Annotated in this window: 20 protein-coding genes and 1 tRNA gene; 9 read left to right on the top strand and 12 right to left on the bottom strand. The window is 49.0% G+C overall.

Annotation, left to right across the window (positions count from 1 at the left end):
- Positions 1–392: 392 nt before the first annotated feature.
- The 3 genes from mnmH to purE form a co-directional block, all read right to left on the bottom strand.
- Positions 393–1,478, bottom strand: a complete 1,086-nt coding sequence (gene mnmH / locus ABK821_RS15645) for a tRNA 2-selenouridine(34) synthase MnmH (protein WP_185929221.1) — start codon at positions 1,476–1,478, stop codon at positions 393–395.
- A 193-nt stretch (positions 1,479–1,671) separates the two neighbouring features.
- Positions 1,672–2,739 carry a 5-(carboxyamino)imidazole ribonucleotide synthase gene (purK, locus tag ABK821_RS15640; protein WP_142501738.1) on the bottom strand — a complete coding sequence of 356 codons (1,068 nt, stop codon included), beginning with the start codon at positions 2,737–2,739 and terminating at the stop codon, positions 1,672–1,674.
- The gene (gene purE, locus ABK821_RS15635; protein WP_138357946.1) at positions 2,736–3,245 is read right to left on the bottom strand and encodes a 5-(carboxyamino)imidazole ribonucleotide mutase; all 510 of its coding nucleotides are present in this window, start codon (positions 3,243–3,245) and stop codon (positions 2,736–2,738) included. The genes purK and purE overlap by 4 nt, the downstream gene beginning before the upstream one ends.
- Positions 3,246–3,846: 601 nt before the next feature.
- Between purE and ABK821_RS15630 the strand changes: the two genes are divergently transcribed.
- Positions 3,847–5,331, top strand: coding sequence for a bifunctional UDP-sugar hydrolase/5'-nucleotidase (locus ABK821_RS15630; protein ID WP_171034783.1), 1,485 nt, complete (start codon positions 3,847–3,849; stop codon positions 5,329–5,331).
- A gap of 42 nt (positions 5,332–5,373) precedes the next feature.
- Here ABK821_RS15630 and lpxH read toward each other — a convergent pair whose 3' ends face one another.
- Together lpxH and ppiB are read right to left on the bottom strand one after the other, a co-directional pair.
- Positions 5,374–6,150 (bottom strand): UDP-2,3-diacylglucosamine diphosphatase, encoded by a 777-nt coding sequence (lpxH, locus tag ABK821_RS15625; RefSeq protein WP_138357940.1) that lies wholly within the window; start codon positions 6,148–6,150, stop codon positions 5,374–5,376.
- A 3-nt stretch (positions 6,151–6,153) separates the two neighbouring features.
- Positions 6,154–6,648: a peptidylprolyl isomerase B gene (gene ppiB, locus ABK821_RS15620; protein WP_004130079.1), complete on the bottom strand. Its 495-nt coding sequence runs from the start codon at positions 6,646–6,648 to the stop codon at positions 6,154–6,156.
- Between the two features lie 173 nt (positions 6,649–6,821).
- Here ppiB and cysS point away from each other — a divergent pair, with 173 nt between their 5' ends.
- Together cysS and ABK821_RS15610 are read left to right on the top strand one after the other, a co-directional pair.
- Entirely contained in the window at positions 6,822–8,207 is a 1,386-nt protein-coding gene (gene cysS, locus ABK821_RS15615) for a cysteine--tRNA ligase (protein WP_343178463.1), read from the top strand.
- Between the two features lie 154 nt (positions 8,208–8,361).
- Positions 8,362–9,105, top strand: a complete 744-nt coding sequence (locus tag ABK821_RS15610) for an SDR family oxidoreductase (protein WP_138357933.1) — start codon at positions 8,362–8,364, stop codon at positions 9,103–9,105.
- A 33-nt stretch (positions 9,106–9,138) separates the two neighbouring features.
- Here the strand turns inward: ABK821_RS15610 and ybcJ are convergent, their stop codons facing one another.
- Together ybcJ and folD are read right to left on the bottom strand one after the other, a co-directional pair.
- Positions 9,139–9,351, bottom strand: coding sequence for a ribosome-associated protein YbcJ (gene ybcJ, locus ABK821_RS15605; RefSeq protein WP_138357930.1), 213 nt, complete (start codon positions 9,349–9,351; stop codon positions 9,139–9,141).
- A gap of 1 nt (position 9,352) precedes the next feature.
- Positions 9,353–10,219, bottom strand: coding sequence for a bifunctional methylenetetrahydrofolate dehydrogenase/methenyltetrahydrofolate cyclohydrolase FolD (gene folD / locus ABK821_RS15600; protein WP_138357927.1), 867 nt, complete (start codon positions 10,217–10,219; stop codon positions 9,353–9,355).
- A 343-nt stretch (positions 10,220–10,562) separates the two neighbouring features.
- Between folD and ABK821_RS15595 the strand changes: the two genes are divergently transcribed.
- A tRNA-Arg gene (locus tag ABK821_RS15595) sits at positions 10,563–10,639 on the top strand.
- A gap of 266 nt (positions 10,640–10,905) precedes the next feature.
- Here the strand turns inward: ABK821_RS15595 and ABK821_RS15590 are convergent.
- The gene (locus ABK821_RS15590) at positions 10,906–13,326 is read right to left on the bottom strand and encodes a flavocytochrome c (protein ID WP_343178462.1); all 2,421 of its coding nucleotides are present in this window, start codon (positions 13,324–13,326) and stop codon (positions 10,906–10,908) included.
- 5 nt (positions 13,327–13,331) lie between these two features.
- Positions 13,332–13,940, bottom strand: a complete 609-nt coding sequence (locus ABK821_RS15585; RefSeq protein WP_138357923.1) for an NADPH-dependent FMN reductase — start codon at positions 13,938–13,940, stop codon at positions 13,332–13,334.
- 147 nt (positions 13,941–14,087) lie between these two features.
- On the opposite strand from ABK821_RS15585, the gene ABK821_RS15580 reads away from it, so the two are divergent.
- From ABK821_RS15580 to ABK821_RS15565, 4 genes are all read left to right on the top strand, one after another.
- A complete protein-coding gene (locus ABK821_RS15580) occupies positions 14,088–15,041 on the top strand; it encodes a LysR family transcriptional regulator (RefSeq protein WP_138357921.1) in 954 nt (317 codons plus the stop codon).
- Complete coding sequence (locus tag ABK821_RS15575; RefSeq protein WP_138357919.1) at positions 15,038–15,970, top strand: FAD:protein FMN transferase; 933 nt, start codon at positions 15,038–15,040, stop codon at positions 15,968–15,970. Before ABK821_RS15580 ends, ABK821_RS15575 begins: the two co-directional genes overlap by 4 nt.
- 322 nt (positions 15,971–16,292) lie before the next feature.
- The gene (locus ABK821_RS15570; RefSeq protein WP_138357915.1) at positions 16,293–16,655 is read left to right on the top strand and encodes a hypothetical protein; all 363 of its coding nucleotides are present in this window, start codon (positions 16,293–16,295) and stop codon (positions 16,653–16,655) included.
- 59 nt (positions 16,656–16,714) lie between these two features.
- Positions 16,715–17,053, top strand: a complete 339-nt coding sequence (locus ABK821_RS15565) for a hypothetical protein (protein ID WP_138357913.1) — start codon at positions 16,715–16,717, stop codon at positions 17,051–17,053.
- Positions 17,054–17,187: 134 nt separating this feature from the next.
- On the opposite strand, the gene ABK821_RS15560 is transcribed toward ABK821_RS15565, so the two are convergent.
- The 3 genes from ABK821_RS15560 to ABK821_RS15550 all read right to left on the bottom strand — a co-directional run bounded on the left by ABK821_RS15560 (position 17,188) and on the right by ABK821_RS15550 (position 20,688).
- The gene (locus ABK821_RS15560; protein WP_138357911.1) at positions 17,188–18,120 is read right to left on the bottom strand and encodes a LysR family transcriptional regulator; all 933 of its coding nucleotides are present in this window, start codon (positions 18,118–18,120) and stop codon (positions 17,188–17,190) included.
- A 103-nt stretch (positions 18,121–18,223) separates the two neighbouring features.
- Positions 18,224–19,462 carry an MFS transporter gene (locus tag ABK821_RS15555; protein WP_171034782.1) on the bottom strand — a complete coding sequence of 413 codons (1,239 nt, stop codon included), beginning with the start codon at positions 19,460–19,462 and terminating at the stop codon, positions 18,224–18,226.
- Between the two features lie 38 nt (positions 19,463–19,500).
- A complete protein-coding gene (locus tag ABK821_RS15550; protein WP_343178461.1) occupies positions 19,501–20,688 on the bottom strand; it encodes a M20/M25/M40 family metallo-hydrolase in 1,188 nt (395 codons plus the stop codon).
- 407 nt (positions 20,689–21,095) lie between these two features.
- Here ABK821_RS15550 and ABK821_RS15545 point away from each other — a divergent pair, with 407 nt between their 5' ends.
- On the top strand, positions 21,096–21,281 hold the full coding sequence (locus ABK821_RS15545; protein ID WP_308563447.1) for a hypothetical protein: 186 nt from the start codon (positions 21,096–21,098) through the stop codon (positions 21,279–21,281).
- The last annotated feature ends 222 nt before the right edge of the window (positions 21,282–21,503 follow it).

The raw sequence follows: 21,503 nt of genomic DNA, 5'->3' as shown, positions 1-21,503 counted from the left end.
GGTGGGCGCATCAAGGAAACCTGGCGGGAACGCAGGCGCGCATCCAGGACTGGCCGCCAGGACGGCGGCCAGAGGGCGGGTCGAGACAGGGACGTCGAGTCCCGCCCGGTCCGCCAGATGAAGCCGGAGTGGAGCGGACCGCGCAGCGGCAGGTTTTCAGCGCAATGCCGGGGGTGCAGGGGGACGGGCGAAACGTCCCCCTGCCCGTTCACACGCTGTGGATATAACGAATATCCGCAAATTTATCGTGAACGGAACAGGCCACTAAGCCAAACCCGGTGAAAACGAAAAATGCCATTTTCGCCAGAACCACCGATTAACGGAACCGCTCAGCCAGCCATCAAAATGGCTGACAGCCCCTTAACTAACCAGCATTAGGGCAACGGGGGAGATTATTGCGCCAGCCAGGCGGCGACCTCCCGCCAGTTACCGCGAAACACTATCTTCTCCGCTTTTTTGCCGAGCTGATAGCGGTACATCGGATCGTAATACTCGTTCAGCAGAGGAACCAGCCAGCTAAAATGCGCTTCGTTGCTGGCGGTACGCTGCTGCTCGACCAGCGCCTCGTCGAGCCGGGCGGTGAGCTGGGCAAAACGCTGTAACCCCAGACGGCGGCGAATGGCAAACAGGCCATGATGCAGATAGTCGCTGTACGCCTGCCAGCCTTGCTCTTCGCCATATGCCGCAATAAAGTCGTGATGCATACGTGTAAAATACTCTTCGCGCAAACGTTCAAGGCGGATCTCAAAGGGATCTTCCACTACCGCCAGCGGCGACCGATCCATGCGAATACGTAAGCTTTCTGGCAGATGATTGGCACCGATCATATGTCCCTCATCCTCCAGCACCCATCGCCTCTGCTGCGCTGACTTTTTGAGCATCGCGATGGCCAGATGGTTTTCAAATGTTGCCTGTTGATACTGCGCCTGTAAGGTACGGCCAAACGAGGAGCCGCGGTGATGAGCATGGCCTTCGAGATCGATGCCGTCAGGCTGAGCGCGGACCAACTGGGTTTTACCGTTACCGGTACAGCCGCCAATCAGCACAACAGGACGCTGTACCAGCTCTTCGGTGAGCTGAATCGCCGCCTGGCGCAGCGCCTTATAGCCGCCGACGATTAGCGGATAATCAACGCCCGCTTCCTTCAGCCACCGCTGCACGATATGCGAACGCTGACCGCCTCGCGCGCAGCACAGGTAGCCTTCCGGATAACGTGCGCAGGCGTCTTTCCAGGCAGCAAGGCGGCGGGCGCGAATCTCGCCATTAACCAACTGATGACCCAGCGCGATCGCGGCTTCCGGGCCCTGATGTTTATAGCAGGTGCCGACGGCGGCGCGCTCCTCATCGTCCATCAGCGGCAGATTGATTGCCGCAGGCATCGCACTTTGCCGGAACTCGACCGGAGCGCGTACGTCAATCAGCGGCGTATCGCTGGCGAGAATCCGTCGAATATTCTGTGGTGATTGCACTAATTCCATTATTCAAACAAGCCATTAATCAATTCAGACGCGTCGCTCGACGCGATAACCCGCCTATTGTACGCGGTGAGAGGCAGGCCGGATTGATTTTTCACGATGAATTGCTCAATAGCATCAGGGAGTCGGGATTTTCGGGGGCAGGAATAACCCGGCGAGGGCGCAACGCGCCGCAAGCCGGGATGATGGTCGCAGATTACGCCAGCTGCGCCTGCGCCCAGAATACACCGCTGGCGTATTCCGGCGGCAGCAGCGGCTTCAGCGCTTCCAGCGTCGCGCTCAGGCGATCGGTATCGCTGTCGGTCAGGTTCAGGTGGCCGACTTTACGTCCCGGACGCACCTCTTTGTCGTACCAGTGCAGATGCACCAGCGGTAGCTTCAGCCAGTCATAGTTGAGATCGGTACCGATCAGGTTGATCATCACCGACGGGCTGTTGACCACCGGCGGCGGCAGCGGCAGATCGGTAATCGCCCGCAGATGAAGCTCAAACTGGCTGATGGACGCGCCGTTCTGCGTCCAGTGGCCGCTATTGTGCACGCGCGGCGCCAGTTCGTTAATCAGCAGACCATCAGCGGTGACAAAACACTCCATCGCCATCACGCCAACGTAGTTAAGCGCATTCATAATCGCCGACAGCATCTGTTCCGCCTGCGCCTGCTGGCGGGCGTTGGCCTGCGGAAACGCAACGCTGGCGCGTAAAATACCGTCCTGATGCAGGTTGCGGGTCAGCGGATAGAAGACCGTGCTGCCGTCCCGGGCGCGTGCGCCGACCAGCGATACTTCGCCGGAGAAGTTAATCCCCTGCTCAACGATACACTCGCCGTAGTTATCATCCGGCAGCTGCGCGGTTTCATTTTCCCGCAAACGCCACTGACCGCGGCCATCATAGCCGCCGACGCGGCGCTTAACGATAGCCAGCTCGCCGAGACGGGCGAATACCGCCGGCCACTCGCTTTTCTCCGCCAGAAGCTGCCACGGCGCGGTAGCGAGCGCCAGCTTATCGAACAGCTGCTTTTGCGTCAGACGGTCGGCGATAACCGGAAAAACGTCGCGGTTGACGAAGGCGGAATGACGCGCCAGCTCGCGGGTCAGCGCCGTTTCCGGCCAGCGTTCAATCTCTGCGGTAATCACGCTTTGCTGTACCGGCACCGCTTCCGGGTCGGCTTCGAGACCGACCGGCCAGACCGCGATACCCAGCGGTTCACCAGCCTGACGCAGCATCCGGCCTAGCTGGCCATTGCCGAGAACGCAAACCTGTTTCATGCCGCACCCCGCGGGTCCGGGTTATCCAGCACTTCATCGGTTTGCGCCTGGCGCCAGGCGCTGAGGCGCTGGTGCAGTTCCGCATCATGCCGGGCGAGGATCTGCGCCGCCAGCAGGGCGGCATTGGCGGCGCCGGCTTTACCGATCGCCAGCGTGCCCACCGGGATACCGCGCGGCATCTGGACGATGGAGTAAAGGCTGTCAACGCCGCTCAGCGCCGCGCTTTGTACCGGTACGCCTAAAACCGGCACCAGCGTTTTCGCCGCAATCATGCCCGGCAGATGCGCCGCGCCGCCCGCACCAGCAATAATGACCTGGAAACCGTTCTCTTCCGCGTTTTCGGCGAAGCTGAACAGTTTATCGGGCGTGCGGTGTGCTGAGACTACTTCGACATGGTACGGAACGTTCAGGGCATCAAGGATTTCTGCGGTAAACTGCATGGTAGCCCAGTCGCTTTTGGACCCCATCACGATGGCGATACGCGCCGAATTATTGCGGGAAGACATGCGTCTTAAAACTCCTGTGGGTGTGTTTCACACTGCTTTAGAGGCCACAGAGAATAGCATGATCTTGCGGTCAGGAAAACGGTTGCGTGCGCGCGGATAACCGTCTTTTGTCTTATCTGTATCTGATGAAACACGCCAGTTATGAGCGGTGGTCGCGCTGGCAAAAAAGGTAAAAACCAGCCCCAGGAAAGTATGGGAATGCTCATCATCAGCATTTGTATTTGCGTAAAGCGTTTCTTATATGGCGCGTACAGACAGAGATAAATCGCGTAAAATTAGATCCCGATAATAAAACCGCAAACTCCAGTACGGTCAGCGAGCCGAAGGAGATAACTACATGACTGGATACGTGACTGAATTCTCAACGCGTCGTTAACAACGATAAATTCTGACTGATAATGTATACAATGACTATGCACGATAATGGATTTGTATCCTGAATAAATTGGGGCGTATATATAGACTAGGTTAATTTATTAATCTGGCGGATTTTATTATGCGGAATGTCTCTGGTGTTATTCATTTCTTGAATATACCTGAAGCATTTCCCTGCGACTCGATTTTTTTAGGGAGAGTCAGTAATAAACTAAGGATTAAATATATGAGAATGCTTTTATCATTACTGTTAATGTTTTCGTCTTGTTTTTGTTGGGCGGGTGAACGCAATAAAACAATGACAATAATTCATACCAATGACACACATTGTCGAGTCAGTGAAGATAAGAATGCCATTGGCTTTGCGCGTATTAAAACATTGGTTGATACGATTAAAACAATTAATCGTAATGTACTGGTTGTCGATGGTGGTGACTTTATTCAGGGGAAGTTAATTTGTAGTATGGATAAGGGTGACACTATTGTCAATATTATGAATGAAGTAGGGTATGATGCTGCGGTAATTGGAAATCATGAATTTATTTATGGCCAAAGCCGCTTGCAAACATTGATGAAAAAGCTGAATTATCCACTACTGGCCGCAAATGTTAAGTACGATAACGGGCAGGATTTTACCAGGAATTTTATTATTAAAGATATTGATGGCATTAAAGTGGGCATTTTTGGTGTGTCAACCCAAACGATTACCGCAAGACCGGAAAATATTGCGGGTGTGAAATTACTTGATCCTGTTGCGATCGCCAAAGAAATGGTGCAAAGCTTACAAGCTGAAAAGGTAGATGTGATTATTGCGCTATCTCATCTCGGGCTAAATAAAGCCGATCGTAATCATTCGCAAAAATTAGCGGAGGAAGTGGCGGGTATTGATGTAATTATTGATGGACATAGTCATACCGCTCTGGAAAAGGGACAGGTTGTCAACGATGTGTTGATTGCGCAAACGGGTCATAGAACACATAACCTTGGAATTGTTAATCTGGAATTTGTGGATGGGAAACTTAATCATAAACAAGCCGCTCTGATTAATCATCAGTTAGCTTCTTTAGTTAAAAAGGATCAATCTATTGATAAAATTGTTCAACAAGCCAATGCGCGAATAGACACTGCTTATTCTGAGGTGATAGGAAACGCCAGTGAGAAACTGAATGGCGATCGCTATGATGTCAGAAGCCGTGAGACGAATCTGGGAAATATGCTCAGTGATATGATTCGTGAAAAAGCAGGAACTGACACGGCTATTATTTTTGCCCCCTTAATTAGTGCTTCAATGGGGCCCGGAGAAATAACAAAAAAGGATCTGGTTAATATTTTGACCGAGGACTTTGATATTGTTAAGGTTGAAATTAAGGGAGCAGATTTACTGACGTTATTAGAAGCGGGATTAAAAACGTATTTTCAGCAGGTGTCGGGAATACGCTTTAGTTATGACTCGACACGACCATTAAATAAACGAATAGTTGGTGATGTGTTAATTAATGAAAACGTTATTGATAAAAATAAAAACTACACCCTTGCGCTGGTTGACTGGCATTATGAAGAATCTAAACATGCTGACTCTCTTTATCATATTATTCAACAAGCGCGATATATTGAAAGTGTAGGATCGATGAATGCTTTATTTGAAAATTATGTTCGTCAGCATTCACCATTGCGTTATCACGAGGATGGTCGGGTAACGAAACTAAGATAGGTGACAGAGCCTCACGGTATCAGTATGCACTCTCAAGTGCTTTTATCCTGGATTCAGCGCTTGAGAGGAATTTGGTTCGGTAATCAGGGGCGCATCCTGAAAAGGAAAATAAATCAGCTCAACATCTTCAGGCGTCACTTTGACCATGGAGCCTTCGTGATGCCAGGCGCCGAGCACCACACGATAAGCGGTTATGCCGTTGGCTTGTAACTGATGAATGGCAGGGCGATGCGTATGCCCGTGAATCAGCCACTGAACGCGATGCTTCTCCATGATATCAACTACCGCCTGAGGATTTACGTCCATAATTTCCAGCGACTTGCTGCTGTTGGCCGCTTTGCTGTCGGCGCGCATTCTGGCGGCGATACGGCGGCGGAGAAACAGCGGCAGAGCCAGAAACAGGCGCTGGATCCAGGGATTGTGGACTTTTGCGCGAAAGGCCAGATAGCCCGCATCGTCGGTGCACAGGGTGTCGCCGTGCATAATCAGCACTTTCCGCCCGTAGAGATCGAGAAGCTGTTCTTCCGGCAGCAGGGTCATTGCGCTTTCGCGGGCAAATCGCTTGCCGACGAGAAAATCGCGGTTGCCGTGGATGAAGTAGCAGGGGACGCCGCAGTCGGCTAATGCTTTGAGGGAGGCGGCGATTTGCCGATGCAGCGGGTTCGGATCGTCATCGCCGATCCAGGCCTCAAACAGGTCGCCGAGGATATACAGGGCGTCCGCCTCGCGGGCTTCCCCCTGTAAAAAGCGCAGAAAACCGGCGGTAATCGCCGGTTCTTCCGTTTGCAGATGCAGGTCCGCAATAAAAAGTGTCGCCACGAATTACTCGCTGACGGTGACGCTTTTGATCACAACATCTTCTTTCGGCACATCCTGGTGCATGCCGCTACGGCCGGTCGATACCGCTTTGATTTTGTCGACAACATCCATACCTTCCACGACTTCTGCGAATACGCAGTAGCCCCAACCCTGCAGGCTTTCGCCGGAGAAGTTCAGGAAGTCGTTATCGGCGACGTTGATGAAGAACTGAGCGGTAGCGGAGTGTGGGGCCTGAGTGCGGGCCATTGCCAGAGTGCCGCGGGTGTTTTTCAGACCGTTGTTGGCTTCGTTCTGAATCGGAGATTTAGTGGTTTTTTGATTCATACCCGGCTCAAAACCGCCACCCTGAATCATAAAGCCATTGATAACACGGTGGAAAATGGTGTTATCGTAGAAACCTTCGCGACAGTAGTCCAGGAAGTTTTTAACTGTTTCCGGCGCTTTGTCGTCAAACGTCTTGATTACGATATCGCCATGATTGGTGTGGAAAGTAACCATTTTTGCATCCTGTTCCGATGATTGTGGTGCCTGCACCCGGTGTCGGGTGAGATATAGTGGGGTGTTATAGCATAACCGCGGAGTTGGATCACCTTGCAATGTGTGCTGCTTCAGGATTGAATTAAGGTTAGAATACGCGGCTTATATCCACACACGTCTACATGGAATCTTCGATGTTAAAAATTTTTAATACACTGACGCGCCAAAAAGAGGAATTTAAACCTATTCATGCCGGGGAAGTCGGCATGTACGTGTGTGGAATTACCGTTTACGACCTCTGTCATATTGGTCACGGCCGTACCTTCGTCTCGTTTGATGTCGTTTCCCGTTACCTGCGTTTTCTCGGCTATAAGCTGAAGTATGTACGTAATATCACTGATATTGACGATAAAATCATTAAACGTGCGAATGAAAACGGTGAAAGTTTTGTCGCTCTGGTGGATCGCATGATTGCCGAGATGCATAAAGACTTCGACGCGCTGAATATTTTGCGCCCGGATCAGGAGCCGCGTGCGACCCACCATATTGCGGAAATCATTGAGATCACCGAGCAACTGCTCGCTAAAGGCCACGCTTACGTCGCCGACAATGGCGACGTGATGTTCGATGTGCCGACCGATCCGAACTACGGTCAACTGTCGCGTCAGGATCTCGACCAGTTGCAGGCGGGCGCTCGCGTTGATGTGGTTGATGTTAAACATAACCCGATGGACTTCGTATTGTGGAAAATGTCGAAAGAGGGCGAACCGAGCTGGCCGTCGCCGTGGGGAGCAGGGCGTCCAGGCTGGCACATTGAGTGTTCAGCGATGAACTGCAAACAACTGGGCAACCATTTTGATATTCACGGCGGCGGTTCGGATCTGATGTTTCCGCATCACGAAAACGAAATCGCGCAGTCCACCTGTGCCCACGACGGTGAGTATGTCAATTACTGGATGCACTCCGGGATGGTGATGGTTGATCGCGAGAAAATGTCCAAATCGCTGGGCAACTTCTTTACCGTGCGCGATGTGCTGAAGTATTACGATGCGGAAACCATTCGCTACTTCCTGATGTCCGGTCACTATCGCAGTCAACTGAACTACAGCGAAGAGAACTTAAAGCAGGCGCGCTCCGCGCTGGAGCGTCTGTATACCGCGCTGCGCGGAACCGATAACGCCGCAGAGCCAGCCGGCGGAGAGGTGTTTGAAGCGCGCTTTATCGACGCAATGAACGACGATTTCAACACCCCGGAAGCGTATTCTGTGCTGTTCGATATGGCGCGTGAAGTGAACCGTCTGAAAACTGAAGATGTTGCCGCCGCTAACGCCATGGCGGCGCATATGCGTAAGCTCTCTTCGGTGCTGGGCCTGCTGGAGCAGGATCCGGACGCTTTCCTGCAGAGCGGCGCGCAGGCGGATGACGGTGAAGTGGCGGAAATTGAGTCGCTGATCCAGCAGCGTCTGGATGCGCGTAAAGCGAAAGACTGGGCGGCGGCGGATGCCGCACGTGACCGTCTCAACGAAATGGGTATAGTGCTGGAAGATGGCCCGCAGGGGACGACCTGGCGCCGTAAATAACCGTATTCTCTCTTTTTTGCCGGGGCTATCCCCGGCTTTTTTTGCCCCGATTCAGGCAAATGAACAGATCTTCGCACCTGATTTTTGCATTCTTCCATTCCCGTAAAGCCGCTAACGCGCTAGCGTGAAACGAACATCATAAGGGAGAAGAGATATGCAGAAGGTGGCGCTGGTTACCGGGGGAAGTAAAGGTATTGGCTATGCAGCGGCGAAAGCGCTGTATCAGATGAACTACGTGGTGGTCGTGGTGGCGCGTAACGAACAGCCGCTTATCGAGTGCGCTCAGGGGCTGGACGCGGAACGATTTGTGCCAATTGCTGCCGATGTGACCGACCCTCAGCAGGTAGAGGCGCTTTTTCAGCGTATCAGCCGACATTTTGGCCGTCTGGATCTGCTGTTTAATAATGCAGGCAATAATAGCCCTGCTAAATCGATTGAAGAGATCCCGTTTGAAGAGTGGCAGCGGGTATTTAATCTTAACGTGCATGCCAGTTTCCTCTGCGCCAAAGAAGCTATCAAGATCATGAAACAGCAGCAGCCGATGGGCGGACGTATTATTAATAACGCCTCCATTTCTGCAACTACGCCACGCCTGTACAGCGCACCCTATACCGCCTCGAAGCACGCGATTACCGGGCTGACTAAATCCATCGCGCTCGATTGCCGACAATTTAATATCGCCTGTGGGCAGATTAACGTCGGCAACGCCGAAACGCAGCTATCTGCACGAATGCGTAAAGGCGTTTATCAGGCAGACGGGACAATTGCGGCCGAGGCGATGATGGATGTGGCTGACGTTGCGGCGGCGATTCAGATGATTGCGGCATTGCCGCCAACGACAAATGTGCTGGAGCTGACGATTATGGCGAACAAAATGCCGTTTGTCGGACGGGGATAATTGTTAAGGCGCCGGGTTGCGGCGCCAGTGCTTTTACGCGGTAACGGTAACGCTCTGACCTTCAAAACTGACCGTTTGCCCGGCGATGATTTTACAGCGTTTGCGGGTTTCTACCGTGCCGTCGACTTTGACCAGACCGTCAGCAATGGCGATTTTCGCCTGCGCGCCGCTTTCGCTCCAGCCTTCCAGCTTCAGCAGATCGCACAGTTCAACGTGCGGGTGCTTGCCTAAAGAAAAATTCGCCATCTCAGGCCTCCTGAATATCGTGGTACTCTTCGCACGCCTGCAGCGTGTTCTGAATGAGAGTGGCAACGGTCATCGGACCAACGCCGCCGGGGACCGGCGTGATGTATGACGCACGTGCGGCGGCGTCTTCATAAACCACATCGCCAACCACTTTGCCGTTTTCCAGGCGGTTAATCCCGACATCTACCACGATCGCGCCTTCTTTGATCCACTCACCCGGGATAAAGCCGGGTTTGCCCACGGCGACGATCAGCAAGTCGGCGTGTTCGACATGATGACGCAGGTTTTTAGTAAAGCGGTGGGTGACGGTAGTGGTGCAGCCCGCCAGCAGAAGTTCCATACTCATCGGGCGTCCGACGATGTTGGATGCGCCTATGACCACCGCGTTCAGACCGTAGGTATCGATGTTGTAACGTTCAAGCAGGGTGACGATGCCGCGCGGGGTGCACGGACGCAGGCGCGGCGCCCGCTGGCACAGGCGGCCGACGTTATAAGGATGGAAACCGTCGACGTCTTTGTCTGGTGAAATGCGTTCCAGAACTTTGACATTGTCAATGCCGGCGGGGAGCGGTAGCTGGACCAGAATGCCATCAATAGTGTTATCGGCATTCAGTGTGTCAATAAGTTCCAGTAACTCTGCTTCACTGGTGGTTTCCGGGAGATCGTATGAGCGGGAGACGAAGCCGACCTCTTCACACGCTTTGCGCTTGCTGCCGACATAAATCTGCGATGCCGGGTTGCTGCCGACCAGTACGACGGCTAATCCTGGTGCGCGTTTTCCGGCCGCAACGCGAGCCTTTACTTTTTCCGCAACTTCAGAGCGTACCTGCTGCGCAATCGTTTTACCGTCAATAATTTTTGCTGCCATCAGAGAGAGGATTCCATCTGTATCTTTACGAAAGGGGGATGACGATATTTTGTCAGAAGCCAGCCTCGCTGTCAGTCTTCGTTTAAGATTTTATCTTCCTTTGGCATAATGAGTGATGAATAATGTTTTTATCCGCATCGTCACAGGGACAAAAAAAGCGCATTAAGACAGAATTAAAGTTAACGTGCAGAAACATGGAGTTGGACAAACTTTATACGCCTTTCGCCGTATAATCAGGCAGGTTACGCAGGCAACCGGGGGTTCACGGCAAAATACATTGACTCACCAGACGTGGACCGTATAATTCCGGCGATTGCATATCATGAAGTTGCCACTTCTCAATGCGCCCTTAGCTCAGCTGGATAGAGCAACGGCCTTCTAAGCCGTAGGTCACAGGTTCGAACCCTGTAGGGCGTACCATTTGTTATCAATAGATTAGGCAAGTTTTAAGCCTGCCTGATTTCCTCCTGGCGTCGTAGTGGTGTCGTTATCTCCCAAAATCGCATCAATTTTCATCACGTGATCTGTCAGGTGATTGGGTTGCATCGTCACTCTTTCATTATCACCACATCAACTCTCGTCTGCTAAATCCACAGTTATATGGTGGATATTTTCATGTTTCGCATTAAAAAGAGATTAACCCAAGTTGGGTTAATCTCTCCGGTTAACGACGACCCCACGCTAAGTCAGTTCATTTCTGCAAGCGCTGTCTGGCCTGCAATTCGGCCAAAAGTAAAAATGTCAGTCAGTGCATTACCACCGAGGCGGTTACCGGCGTGGATACCCCCTGCGACTTCGCCGGCAGCATAGAGGTTCTTAATCGGTTGGTTGTGTTCATCCAGAACCCTGGTGGCGGCATCAATCTTCAGGCCGCCCATGGTATGGTGAACAGCAGGTTGCCTCGGTGTGGCATAGAACGGCGCTTTTTCTACCTTTAAGCTAAACGTATCTTTGTGGAATTCAGGATCTTCACCAGCTTCAACATAGCGATTGTATTTGTTGATGGTATCCACGAGTACATCCGGGTTCATGCCGACATTAAGCGCCAGTTCTTCCAGCGTATCTGCCCTAAAGAGCGTACCGGCTTCAACCTGGCGATCAATTTTCTCCTGACTGGTATTCGCAGCCGTTTTCTTGATCTCATCATCAGCAATCAGATAGAAAAGGCCGCCTTCAGCCAGTGCGGCTTTGGTTAAAACATCTCGCCCGGCAAATTCATTGATGAAACGTTTCCCCTCTTTATTTACAATGACGAAGTTCTCTGGTGGTACCTGAAGGCCACTGAAGAGCTCGCCTGTATTCGGGTCGGCCACCGGCATCATCTGGGTGAAGCCCATGCCGGTTAAGGCTGCGCCCACTGACTGACCCAGAAGGATACCGTCACCTGTCATCGCGTAGGAATTGGTTGTCTTGATGTCGTCAGCAATATGGCTCCAGTAGGTGTTGTACTGTTTCAGCATCCTGGTATTTGCACCAAAACCACCGCTGGCCAGAATCACCGCTTTAGCATGAACGGTAATTTTTTGTCCGTTTACACCTGTCGCGATAATCCCTTTAATTTCACCCTTTTCGATGAGAAATTCTTTTGCCGGACTATCGGTAATAATGGTGCCAGACATCTCTTCAATGTATTTGCTTAATGCCAGAATAAAGGCGGTACCATATTTTTTGACCGGTTTATGACCTCGACGCCATAGTGCGCCAACAGGAGCGAAAACGATCTCTTTGTTATATTCAACACCAATATCTTCAAGCCATTTAACGCTCTCTAAGGCTCTGTCGGTCAGGATCTTAACCAGGTCGTATTGGCCGTAGACGCTGTTTCCCTGAAGATCAGTACGCTTGCCACCGAAGTAAGTCTGCATTCTGTGCAGCAGCGGAGAGTCAAACAGAAAGCCTTTGCTATCGCCAAATTGCGCCTGGTAGGCAGCAAATTCGGCTTTCAGCGCTCTGAAATCAGCCAGATACTCCTGGTGAATATCACGTTCATCGGTGTTTAACAGCGCCTCGATAGTATGTCTTTCGCCCGGATTTTCCTGAAATGTCTTCTGCCACTCAGGGTCTGCAGCATTGACTGGACCACCGCTACGAATCGTGTTGCCGCCAACCGCGGGGTATTTTTCAAGAACGATGGCACGCTTGCCTTGTTGTAAGACGGTTGCCGCCGCGCTTAAGCCAGCGCCACCTCCGCCAACGACAACCACATCACAGGTGTACTCTTCATCGCTACGGTTCAAACTGCTGGCTGGTTTTGGCCGTTTCTTTAAGATGTCAGGGTTCACACCGGCCAGTTTAACGGCTTTGGCAACACCATCAATTACCGCGTGACTTGTCTCTGATGCGCCAGAGAGCGCATCCACATTCAGGGTCTGACCCTCGATTATCTTGTCAGGAATTCTCACAAACACGACGTCAGCCAGACCTTCTGTCTCACCGGCGGTGTCAATATAAATGCTTTCGATTTTCTTTTCACTGAAGGAAACCTTCATGGGAAGGGCGCCTCCATGGCCTGATGCATGTACTTCATAGGTGCCAGGGACGAAAGAAAAATCTTCTTCTTCATTTAATTGATTCGAGATTTTGGCAAAACGCATGAATCTCAGGAAGCAGATTTCCAGAAAGTCGATAGTTCCTTCGTTGTTCAACTGACCCTTCTCGTCAAAGGCCGTATTGGCATTACCCAGCAAGAATTCGTAGCCAGGCATCACATTGGCATTGACCCCGGGCGCATCGAGTATCTGCCGAAGGTGCAACTGAGCGCGAGAAGAGCCTTGATAATCGATCGACGCGCCCAGAATCATAACCGGCTTGTTATCCAGAGGATGAAGTTCGTAGCTTAACCATTCCAGAACGCTTTTCAGGCTGGAAGGAATGGAGTGGTTATATTCTGGTGTGGCAATAATGACGCCATCGCTTGCCACTATTTTTTCATTAATCTCCAGGAGCTGTGGATTGTTAGACGGGCAGTCCTGGTTAAACATCGGGACTTCGTTGATTTCTAACAGCTCAATTTCAGCTTTGTCTTTAAAATGCGCTTTCATAAACTGAAGCAGCATTCGGTTATAGGACTTTGGCGACGTGGTTCCAACAATTGCAGTAAATTTCATTTCTCTTATGCCCCCTGAGTTTGCCAGGCGAATTTTTTGTCTTTTTTGATTACTGACCTGTCTGATAACAATTTTGTAATAAGTTCGGTAAACAGAACAAACTCTCTAAAAATCTCATCGAGTTCAGCTAACTTGGCTTTATTGATTAAAATGCCTCCTGCATCAAAGGCGCTTTGTGATTTTCCTAACAGGAATTCGCTGGCAGGCATAAGTCGAGCGGATAATTCAGGGGAATCAAGAATTTGACGAAGATGGGCCTGAGCGCGGGACGAGCCGAGAGCGCCATGGGAAGCCCCCACTATCAAGACGGGCTTATCCGTGAGCGCCTGACTGGTATAACTGATCCATTCTAATGCGCTCTTTAAGGCTGCGGTGATGGTATGGTCATACTCGGGGGTAGCGATGATCACACCATCAGCCTGACGGATTTTAACGGACAAGGCTTCCACTTCCTGAGGAATCTGCTCATCTTCGGCTTCATAAAATGCCGGAAGATCTTTGATTTCACAGAGTTCTATCCGCGCCTCTTCTTTAAAATGTTCTTTCATAAATTGCAGCAACATGCGGTTTGTTGACACACTAGAATTGGTGCCAACAATTGCTAAGTAGTTCATATTAAAGGTTTCCTGTGCTGTAATAACCATAAAAAATACCCTGGTATTGTTTTAACACAGTATACAAAAGCTATCTAATAACTCTTCATTAGTACCTGATAAGTAATTTGTTATAATGTTGGGGTAAAGGGCCCGGAGGGGAAGGAAATGTTAAAATATAAGAATCAAAGTGCCTTATGTTATATAGATGCTTTGCTTAAGTTCAGCAACTACAGCAAGGCTGCCGAGTCCCTCTATATATCCCAACCTTATTTAACTCAGGTCATTAAACGGATTGAAGCAGAACTGAATTGTCAGATTATCAACCGCCATGAACTGCCTTATCGTTTAACTGAGCAGGGTAAGATTTATTATGACTATCTCGGTTCACTCGAAACGATTTACTCCAATATGCGCAGGCAAATCAATGTGATAACGGACAGGGGGAAGACGACGATAAAAATCGGTATCTTACCCAGTATCGGCACTTACCTGATCCCGCTTTTTTTGCCGAAATTTCTGGCCCTCTATCCCGAATGTCAAATCGAGCTGGTGGAAGATATACCAGAAAACAATGAGAAAAGGCTGTTAAAGAGTGAAGTGGACTTTTGGATTGGACAAAACTCAAGTCGTCTTGCTCCCGCTGTTTGCGCCGTTTCCTGGGGGAAGCATCGGTATTATGCCGTGATCCCCAGCTCCAGCGAGCTTTATCAGGAAGAGACCGCCACTCTTGCGGAAGGGAGTATTGCCATAGAGGACCTATTGAGACAGAAGCTTGTGTTAACGTCTAAGGGATCGGCCATCAGAATGCAGATCGATCACCTGCTGGGTATTTATAAAATAAAGGCCAATATCATTGTCGAAAGCAGTGAAATAGCCACGGTGAAAAATCTTGCTATGGCCGGTATGGGCCTTACTTTTGTCCCTGAAAGTGTGGCCATAGAACCCTCCCCCTCACAATATAATATCTATGAACTGCCCGTTGACCAGTTGAACATAGATTACTTCATCGCGCATAACCGCAACAGGGAACTGTCGGCGATTGATATGGATCTGCTTGATTCATTTCTGCGTTATAAAGATACCGCCCAATACTCACGTCGTGAGAAGGAGAATGCATGACAGAGGCCAATAAAGCGATCGGTCTTATGGGAACCCGGATTCACCTTTATTTTAAGGGGGATCAGGCTGAGAAGTGGCTAGCAGTGGCGTGTGACATGTTAAAGCATTACGAGCACGTCTTTAGCGCCAACAGCGAATTGTCTCAATTGTCTGCGTTGAAAATCACAGCGGCCAAAGAGCCGGTCGTTGTGGATCCGGATTTGTATGAATTGATCAAGACAGGGAGAGATCATAGTCTGGAACCCAATAGTTTTTTGAACATTGCTATTGGCCCCCTGGTTAAGCTTTGGCGGATTGGCTTTGCTGAAGCAAGCGTCCCGAGCCAGCATGAGATCCACCGGGTTCTGACGCGCCTGGATCCTGCCGATATCATCCTGGATGATGAGCAAAAATCGGTGTTTTTTGCCAAAGAGGGCCTTGAAATAGATTTGGGGGCCATCGCGAAAGGGTATTTCAGCGATAAGATCATGGATTTCTTCAAAGAAAAAGATCCTGTTTCCGCCATGATTGATATTGGTGGCAATGTGCTTGTTTATGGAGAATCACCTAAAAAAAGCTCCTATTGGGATGTCGGGATACAGAATCCCTTTCTGCCAAGAGGCCACTGTGTTGCAAAGATCAAGGTAAGAAATCAGTCGGTAGTGACTTCAGGGATCTATGAAAGGACCTTCGAGCACGAAGGTAATAAATACCACCATATTTTTGACAGCCGCAGCGGCTATCCAGTGGAGAATAATATTGCTTCTTTAACTATTATCTCTGATAAATCAATAGATTGTGATGTCTACACGACGAAGCTATTTGGCCTGGATGCGAAAACTATTTTACAAACGGTCAATAAAATAGAGGGGATGGACGCTATTGTGATTACCGTTGATGGACAATTAGCCACCACTTCCAACCTGAGGGAAAAAATAACCCTGGTTTAGAGCCTATCCCACCAGGCGTTATTGGCGCAGCCAGTTTGAACACGGCCAGCGCGGAAGAACCGGAGCGTACACGTAGTACGTGAGGATTCTGAGCACTGCCCAGGTTCAAAATGACAAGCAAAATAGTCCTAATGGGCCAGGCTCTTAGGTTGTTTTATCGGATAATGCTGTAACCTTCACCAGCCACTATGGTGGCGGCTTTTCTCTGGCTGGCAGTCGTATTTCCGTTCAAAAAAATAATCCGTGTCAGGATATTATTGACGTAACGTATAAGAATGTGCGTTTAGTATGAGCGGCATTTATTCAAAGGAGATTTATGTAGATGAATAAAGCTGTTATAAGCATCCTGGCCATCATGTTGTGTGGCTGCGTGGATCCCGGTCGCGTTGGAATTCATCCGGAATTGAAAACAGTGTATTTCAAAGGACAAAAGCACTCGGTAGAAAATTGCCTGTACTCAGCGGCGCTCTCGCAGAAACTGTCGCTAATGAGGGATGATCCTTTGCCAGGTGGAACGGATCGTTACGATTTACAGGACGCTAACGATGAAGATGTGGCGTGGGTTGATATCTCATCCTTTGGCGGAAAACAAACCAGTGTGAACTTTTATTATGCCCCCAATGCTCCCGATGTGCATAAAGCCATTTCATCGATGATAGCCATTTGCCAGAAAGAGCTTGAGTGACGAACACGTCCATGTGACGGTTAACCGTAAACAAATATTGCGTTAATGGGAGAATCAGTTTGGCATTTAAATTAATGGCGGCTACTGGCGCAGTACTGATAGTGATTGCTACAGTTTTGTTTCTCCCCCAAATACTCCGTGAGGCGCAAACTAATACTGAAATAGAAGAAATGTTACAACATCCCGACAGTACTTTTATTATTTTTAGTAAATGTAAAAAGAACGTTTCAGATGTTGACCAATGCTATAACGCATACAGTGCTGCTGTACGACTTGCCGACGCCAAAAACTGTACGTCGTCCGGTATTGAGCTTAAACGTAAATTTAAGAGACTTGTGGAACATTCGAAAGAACGCGATATTGAGAATGAAATCAGTAAAGAATGCCAGTTGAAATGATAAATTCTTATGCTATCAATCTGCTGTGACAGCGGCCAGAGTCAGGCTTGTTGCGCCGCTGTCAGTTTATCGGCGTGGTTTCTCTGATTTTTCCCGGTGCTGCCTGTCAATCTGGTGGAGTACAACGGCATTATTTACACAGGATTAAAACGCGCCTTTATTGTAGAAATAATACAGTGAATTAAAAATTCACCAGCATGGTTTACGGGTTTAGCGGGTGAACGAAGGAGGACCAGTTTTAGGTTTGGCAGGGAAAAACACGGCGCTGACTGGTATAAATCTAACGCTCGCATACGGACGAATCCCGGGGCGTTTTGAAAAAGCGCCTTCGGTACGACGGCAATACAATCTGTACTCTGCAATAGTTTGTAGCATATCAATGTATCGACCAGCATAACTGAAAGAGGTTTTTCAATCCCCTGATTGACAATACATTGACTAATAAAACTATCGGCTTCTTCGAAGGAGTCAATGGTTATCAGCCATTCATAATGGCTTAATGTCATCTTAGGATCCCGGGACTGGAATATAGGATGATTTTCTCGTGCGACAAATCCCTGCGGAAGGCTAAAGAGTTCTTCAACGGCTATTTGATCCTGATCCCAGAACCAGTCTTCCATCAGCAGCGCAATGGCGTAATCCATTTTGCTGGATTTTAATGCTGGCGTGATGTTGCTGAGCAGGCCATCGGTGAACTGGAGTTGAACGTGACTAAAGCGCGAACGAAACCATTTATAAGCTTCGTCGAGCACCGTGGTGGCGATAAGGGGTGTGACGCCAACACGCAATACCCCATAATCGCCGGTTTTGGTATTATCAATCGCCGCCTTTGCCCAATTCATATTGGCCTGGATTGAGCGAAAATAGGGCTCAATACGTTTGGCCGTATTGGTTAATTTAATCCCTCCCCTGGTCTGGCGTACGATTAATTGGCTACCACATTTTTCTTCAAGCTCTGAGAGCGCTTTTGTGACTGCACTTTGCGAAATCGCTAATGATCTTGCTGCCGCCCGGATCCCTCCGTGATCGATAATGGCTAAGAAATATTGAATCTGGTTGGTTTTCATTTCCTTCTCCACTTGTCCTTGAGACGACAGCGCTTTTCGCGTATTTCTGGAATAAACGTCAACCTGGAAGAGCGCTATCTGAGCTATTCACTATTTTATGCGATTAGCGAGTCACGACCTCAGGAAATTCCTGGGATTTGCGACGCAACAACAGAAGACAGGACATGAGCGACAACATACCCATCACCGCAAGGGAAATGAAAATATATGAATACTGTTTATTATCAACAAAATAGCCAAAGAGCGGTTGGATAATGATATCCGGTGTATAGGAGAAAATCGATACCAGCCCGATTGCCGTACCGGCGATCGACAACGGAATTTTGCACTCCGACATAATTGAGAACATTGATGCATATAAGGTACAAACGAAAAATGCTGCGACCATCGTCAACAGCATTACCGGTACTATCATGCCTGCATCATCACCGATTGCAATAACCGCGATCAGGCAAACAATAGCGACAGGACCTGCGATCGTGAACCATTTTAACGTCGATTTCATCCAGCGATCGGCAATAATACCGGTGAGCGGCGTGAGCGACATAAAAATATAAGAGCGTACCAATGAGAGCGTGCCGGAAACTTCATCACTGATACCAAAGGCGGATGTCAGATAAGGCGTAAAGAACGTGATCCCCACGTAAAGTGAATAGGTACAAAACATCACGATAGCAATTAGCCAGATTACAGGCATCTTCATGACTGAATAGGAGTCTTGTAATGTTGGTAGCTTGCCGCCTTTACCCTCAATGGTCTCTTTGATATCGCGCAACAGATATAACAACAAGAAGGCTACTGCGGCATTAGCGATAGCAGAAACCATAATACTCCAGAAGAATCCGGTTGCTGCATCGCTGGCAGCGAGCATCCCATAAACCTTGATTGTGATATATCCCGCCAGCGCGCCAGTCAAACCATTAGAAGCATAGTAAATGCTATATGCCGTGCTGGTCCTTTCTCCACCAATCGTGCGCACGGTTTTCATGATCGCCGGCCAGGCGAGGAAAATTGAACTAAAAGCCAGCAGGAACCAGATGATCAATGAAAATGTATAGGAGCGATAGGTAAATGCATAAACTATCGTTAATAGCGTGGTACTAATAAGTGACCAGAAAATACACTTTTTACTCGATAGACGATCGGCCAGAATGCCACCTGGAAGTAACAGGAAAAGGCAGGCTACAGCAAATATGGTGACAAGATAACCTAATGCTTGCCCGGATGTTCCAGTGTTTTCTACCATTTGGTTAAAAAAATAATACTTCATATAGGGCAGGAGATAAATAGTTCCGCCACACATACCTAATACTATTAACCTAATAATATCTTTAAGTTTCATTGTAATAGTCTCTACCATTGATTAGCTGCAATCTTCTTTTAGGCGGTCACTGCCAGCGTAAAATCAGCACGAATAGTGGTGAAACGTTCTTTTTCGGTAATAAATTTCAGGAAAGTATGCCCTAATACTTTCCCACCATTTTCAATAGTGGTATTGATAGTCGGTTTAATCATTTCGGCCGCCAGTTCTTTGGTATGTAATGGATAGTTTTGCTCACAAACGGCCAGAATGGGGTGCATGGATGGACAGGCATAGCCGACATTACCAATATCGGTAGAGATGGTGATCGGGATAGTCGGTTCGTTTTTTATACCCAGTTCATTAAAGACTTCACACACTGTATCAGTACCCGTTTTTAAATACGGCATGTCCGCAAATTCATTGCCTACAAATTCAATTTCATATTGCGTATCCGTCATTATGGCGGCGCCCTTAATGCAATTAAGAACTTTTGTTTTTATTTCCTGTAAATACGATTTACGATCGTGTCGTAATATAAACTCAAGTTCGCAAAAGTCTGGAATTGAGTTGCTGACGGTACCGCCGTTAACCACATAATAAGACATGATCGTCCCAGGCCGCAGTTGCTGGCGGAGGAGTCCGCAGGAAGTCATCAACAGTGTTGCCGCATCAAGGGCATTTTTGCCGAGAAATGGCGCGGCGGCGGCATGAGAACTGACTCCACGATAACGAACGCGGAAAGCGCTAAGCGAAACAATCTGATAATTTGCCGTTGAAACGCCGCTGCCCATGTGGATCATCATGGCAAAATCGTATTTATCGAAAATACCTTTTGCTACCATGGGGACTTTCTGACCAGTGTATTCTTCATCAGGTGTGCCGATGATATCGATATCTACATCTAACGCCTCCTCAATTTCTTTTAGCCCGGCAGCGGCGAGTAATGAAATGGACCCACTGGCGCAGTGTCCGCAGGCATGACCAATATCCGGTAAAGCATCATATTCGGCAATAATTACCATTTTATATTGAGCATTCGCCTTCTTAACGACATGTGCGAAATAGGCATAGGGAATATCACAATAGTTTTTTTCAACCGTAAGCCCAAGCGTTGTTAAAAAACGAATATGTTCTTCTGACGAACGTTGTTCATTACCCGATATTTCGGGATGTTCCGCCAGGCAAATATTGACCTGCTGAGCCCGTGGAGCATGTTTTTTTAACGCGATATCAAAATCATAGGTTAACTTATCATATGTTTTCATCTCATTCTCCAGAGTGAGTAATATTAAACAATCATTGGTCTGCCTCACCAATAACACCATTTGATATCAATATATATAAGAGGCCTGTAGCTGTCGTTAGCATAAAAATAAACGCGTTCTATTTTAATGAACAGAGAAGACGGGTAATCTATACCCTAAATAATTCGAGTCGCAGAATAAGACAATGAGTCATTTTGAATAGCGCCTGACGGACCTTGTGGGATGAGATCCAGAAATGGGCCGCGTTATTGTCAACGCACATACCCTCTGAAGTATGACGGGTATACACAAGAAGGCGTACAGATGCACTGATTTAACGGAGAGATAAAGGAACGCGTTAGCGCGATGGTGTACCATCACCATATCCCGCGATCCAAACGGCGGGAAAACCATCAAAGGAGCGCGTTTTGATTAAGGATTATCTGATAGTTGCTTACCTTACCGCCATTGCCTGTTGGCCGGTGACCTTGACGTTGATTGGCGTCTCTGCCTGGATTGCGTTCTATACTCGCCGCCGGATGCCTGGCGTTATCCTTGCTGTCTTATTCGTACTGGTGGCCGTTGCTGCATGGCAGTTTGAACATTACATGTAGCACCAAACCGTCTCATCTTTATAGCGGCGGTCGTTTATATGTCGGCACCGCCGTTCCGGTGTACGAGGCCGCATCCGTTGTGCACTCTCAGGCCCGCGGATGTTTGCGCGTGACGGGCTCGTTAATCCGTGTTGCGGCCATTATTGCCGCGCTTGTTCCCCTGTCGCCTGCGCCAGGCATACGCTTCTCTGTTAATCGCTCATTTGCCGGGATCTGCGCTGG

This window comes from Klebsiella sp. KE9456, from assembly GCF_043832615.1.
GTDB lineage: Bacteria > Pseudomonadota > Gammaproteobacteria > Enterobacterales > Enterobacteriaceae > Klebsiella > Klebsiella indica.
Note: the sequence above shows the minus strand (reverse complement) of the source record. Positions and strands in the feature narration are given on the sequence as shown.

Coding starts and splice junctions, on each gene's coding strand:
- ABK821_RS15590 (WP_343178462.1), bottom strand. CDS start 13,326: ATGAAATTTACTGCAATTGTTGGAACCACGTCGCCAAAGTCCTATAAC.
- ABK821_RS15560 (WP_138357911.1), bottom strand. CDS start 18,120: ATGAAAACCAACCAGATTCAATATTTCTTAGCCATTATCGATCACGGA.
- ppiB (WP_004130079.1), bottom strand. CDS start 6,648: ATGGTTACTTTCCACACCAATCATGGCGATATCGTAATCAAGACGTTT.
- ABK821_RS15610 (WP_138357933.1), top strand. CDS start 8,362: ATGCAGAAGGTGGCGCTGGTTACCGGGGGAAGTAAAGGTATTGGCTAT.
- ABK821_RS15575 (WP_138357919.1), top strand. CDS start 15,038: ATGACAGAGGCCAATAAAGCGATCGGTCTTATGGGAACCCGGATTCAC.
- ABK821_RS15630 (WP_171034783.1), top strand. CDS start 3,847: ATGAGAATGCTTTTATCATTACTGTTAATGTTTTCGTCTTGTTTTTGT.
- folD (WP_138357927.1), bottom strand. CDS start 10,219: ATGGCAGCAAAAATTATTGACGGTAAAACGATTGCGCAGCAGGTACGC.
- purK (WP_142501738.1), bottom strand. CDS start 2,739: ATGAAACAGGTTTGCGTTCTCGGCAATGGCCAGCTAGGCCGGATGCTG.
- ABK821_RS15585 (WP_138357923.1), bottom strand. CDS start 13,940: ATGAACTACTTAGCAATTGTTGGCACCAATTCTAGTGTGTCAACAAAC.
- purE (WP_138357946.1), bottom strand. CDS start 3,245: ATGTCTTCCCGCAATAATTCGGCGCGTATCGCCATCGTGATGGGGTCC.
- ABK821_RS15580 (WP_138357921.1), top strand. CDS start 14,088: ATGTTAAAATATAAGAATCAAAGTGCCTTATGTTATATAGATGCTTTG.
- mnmH (WP_185929221.1), bottom strand. CDS start 1,478: ATGGAATTAGTGCAATCACCACAGAATATTCGACGGATTCTCGCCAGC.
- cysS (WP_343178463.1), top strand. CDS start 6,822: ATGTTAAAAATTTTTAATACACTGACGCGCCAAAAAGAGGAATTTAAA.
- ABK821_RS15550 (WP_343178461.1), bottom strand. CDS start 20,688: ATGAAAACATATGATAAGTTAACCTATGATTTTGATATCGCGTTAAAA.
- ybcJ (WP_138357930.1), bottom strand. CDS start 9,351: ATGGCGAATTTTTCTTTAGGCAAGCACCCGCACGTTGAACTGTGCGAT.
- ABK821_RS15570 (WP_138357915.1), top strand. CDS start 16,293: ATGAATAAAGCTGTTATAAGCATCCTGGCCATCATGTTGTGTGGCTGC.
- ABK821_RS15555 (WP_171034782.1), bottom strand. CDS start 19,462: ATGAAACTTAAAGATATTATTAGGTTAATAGTATTAGGTATGTGTGGC.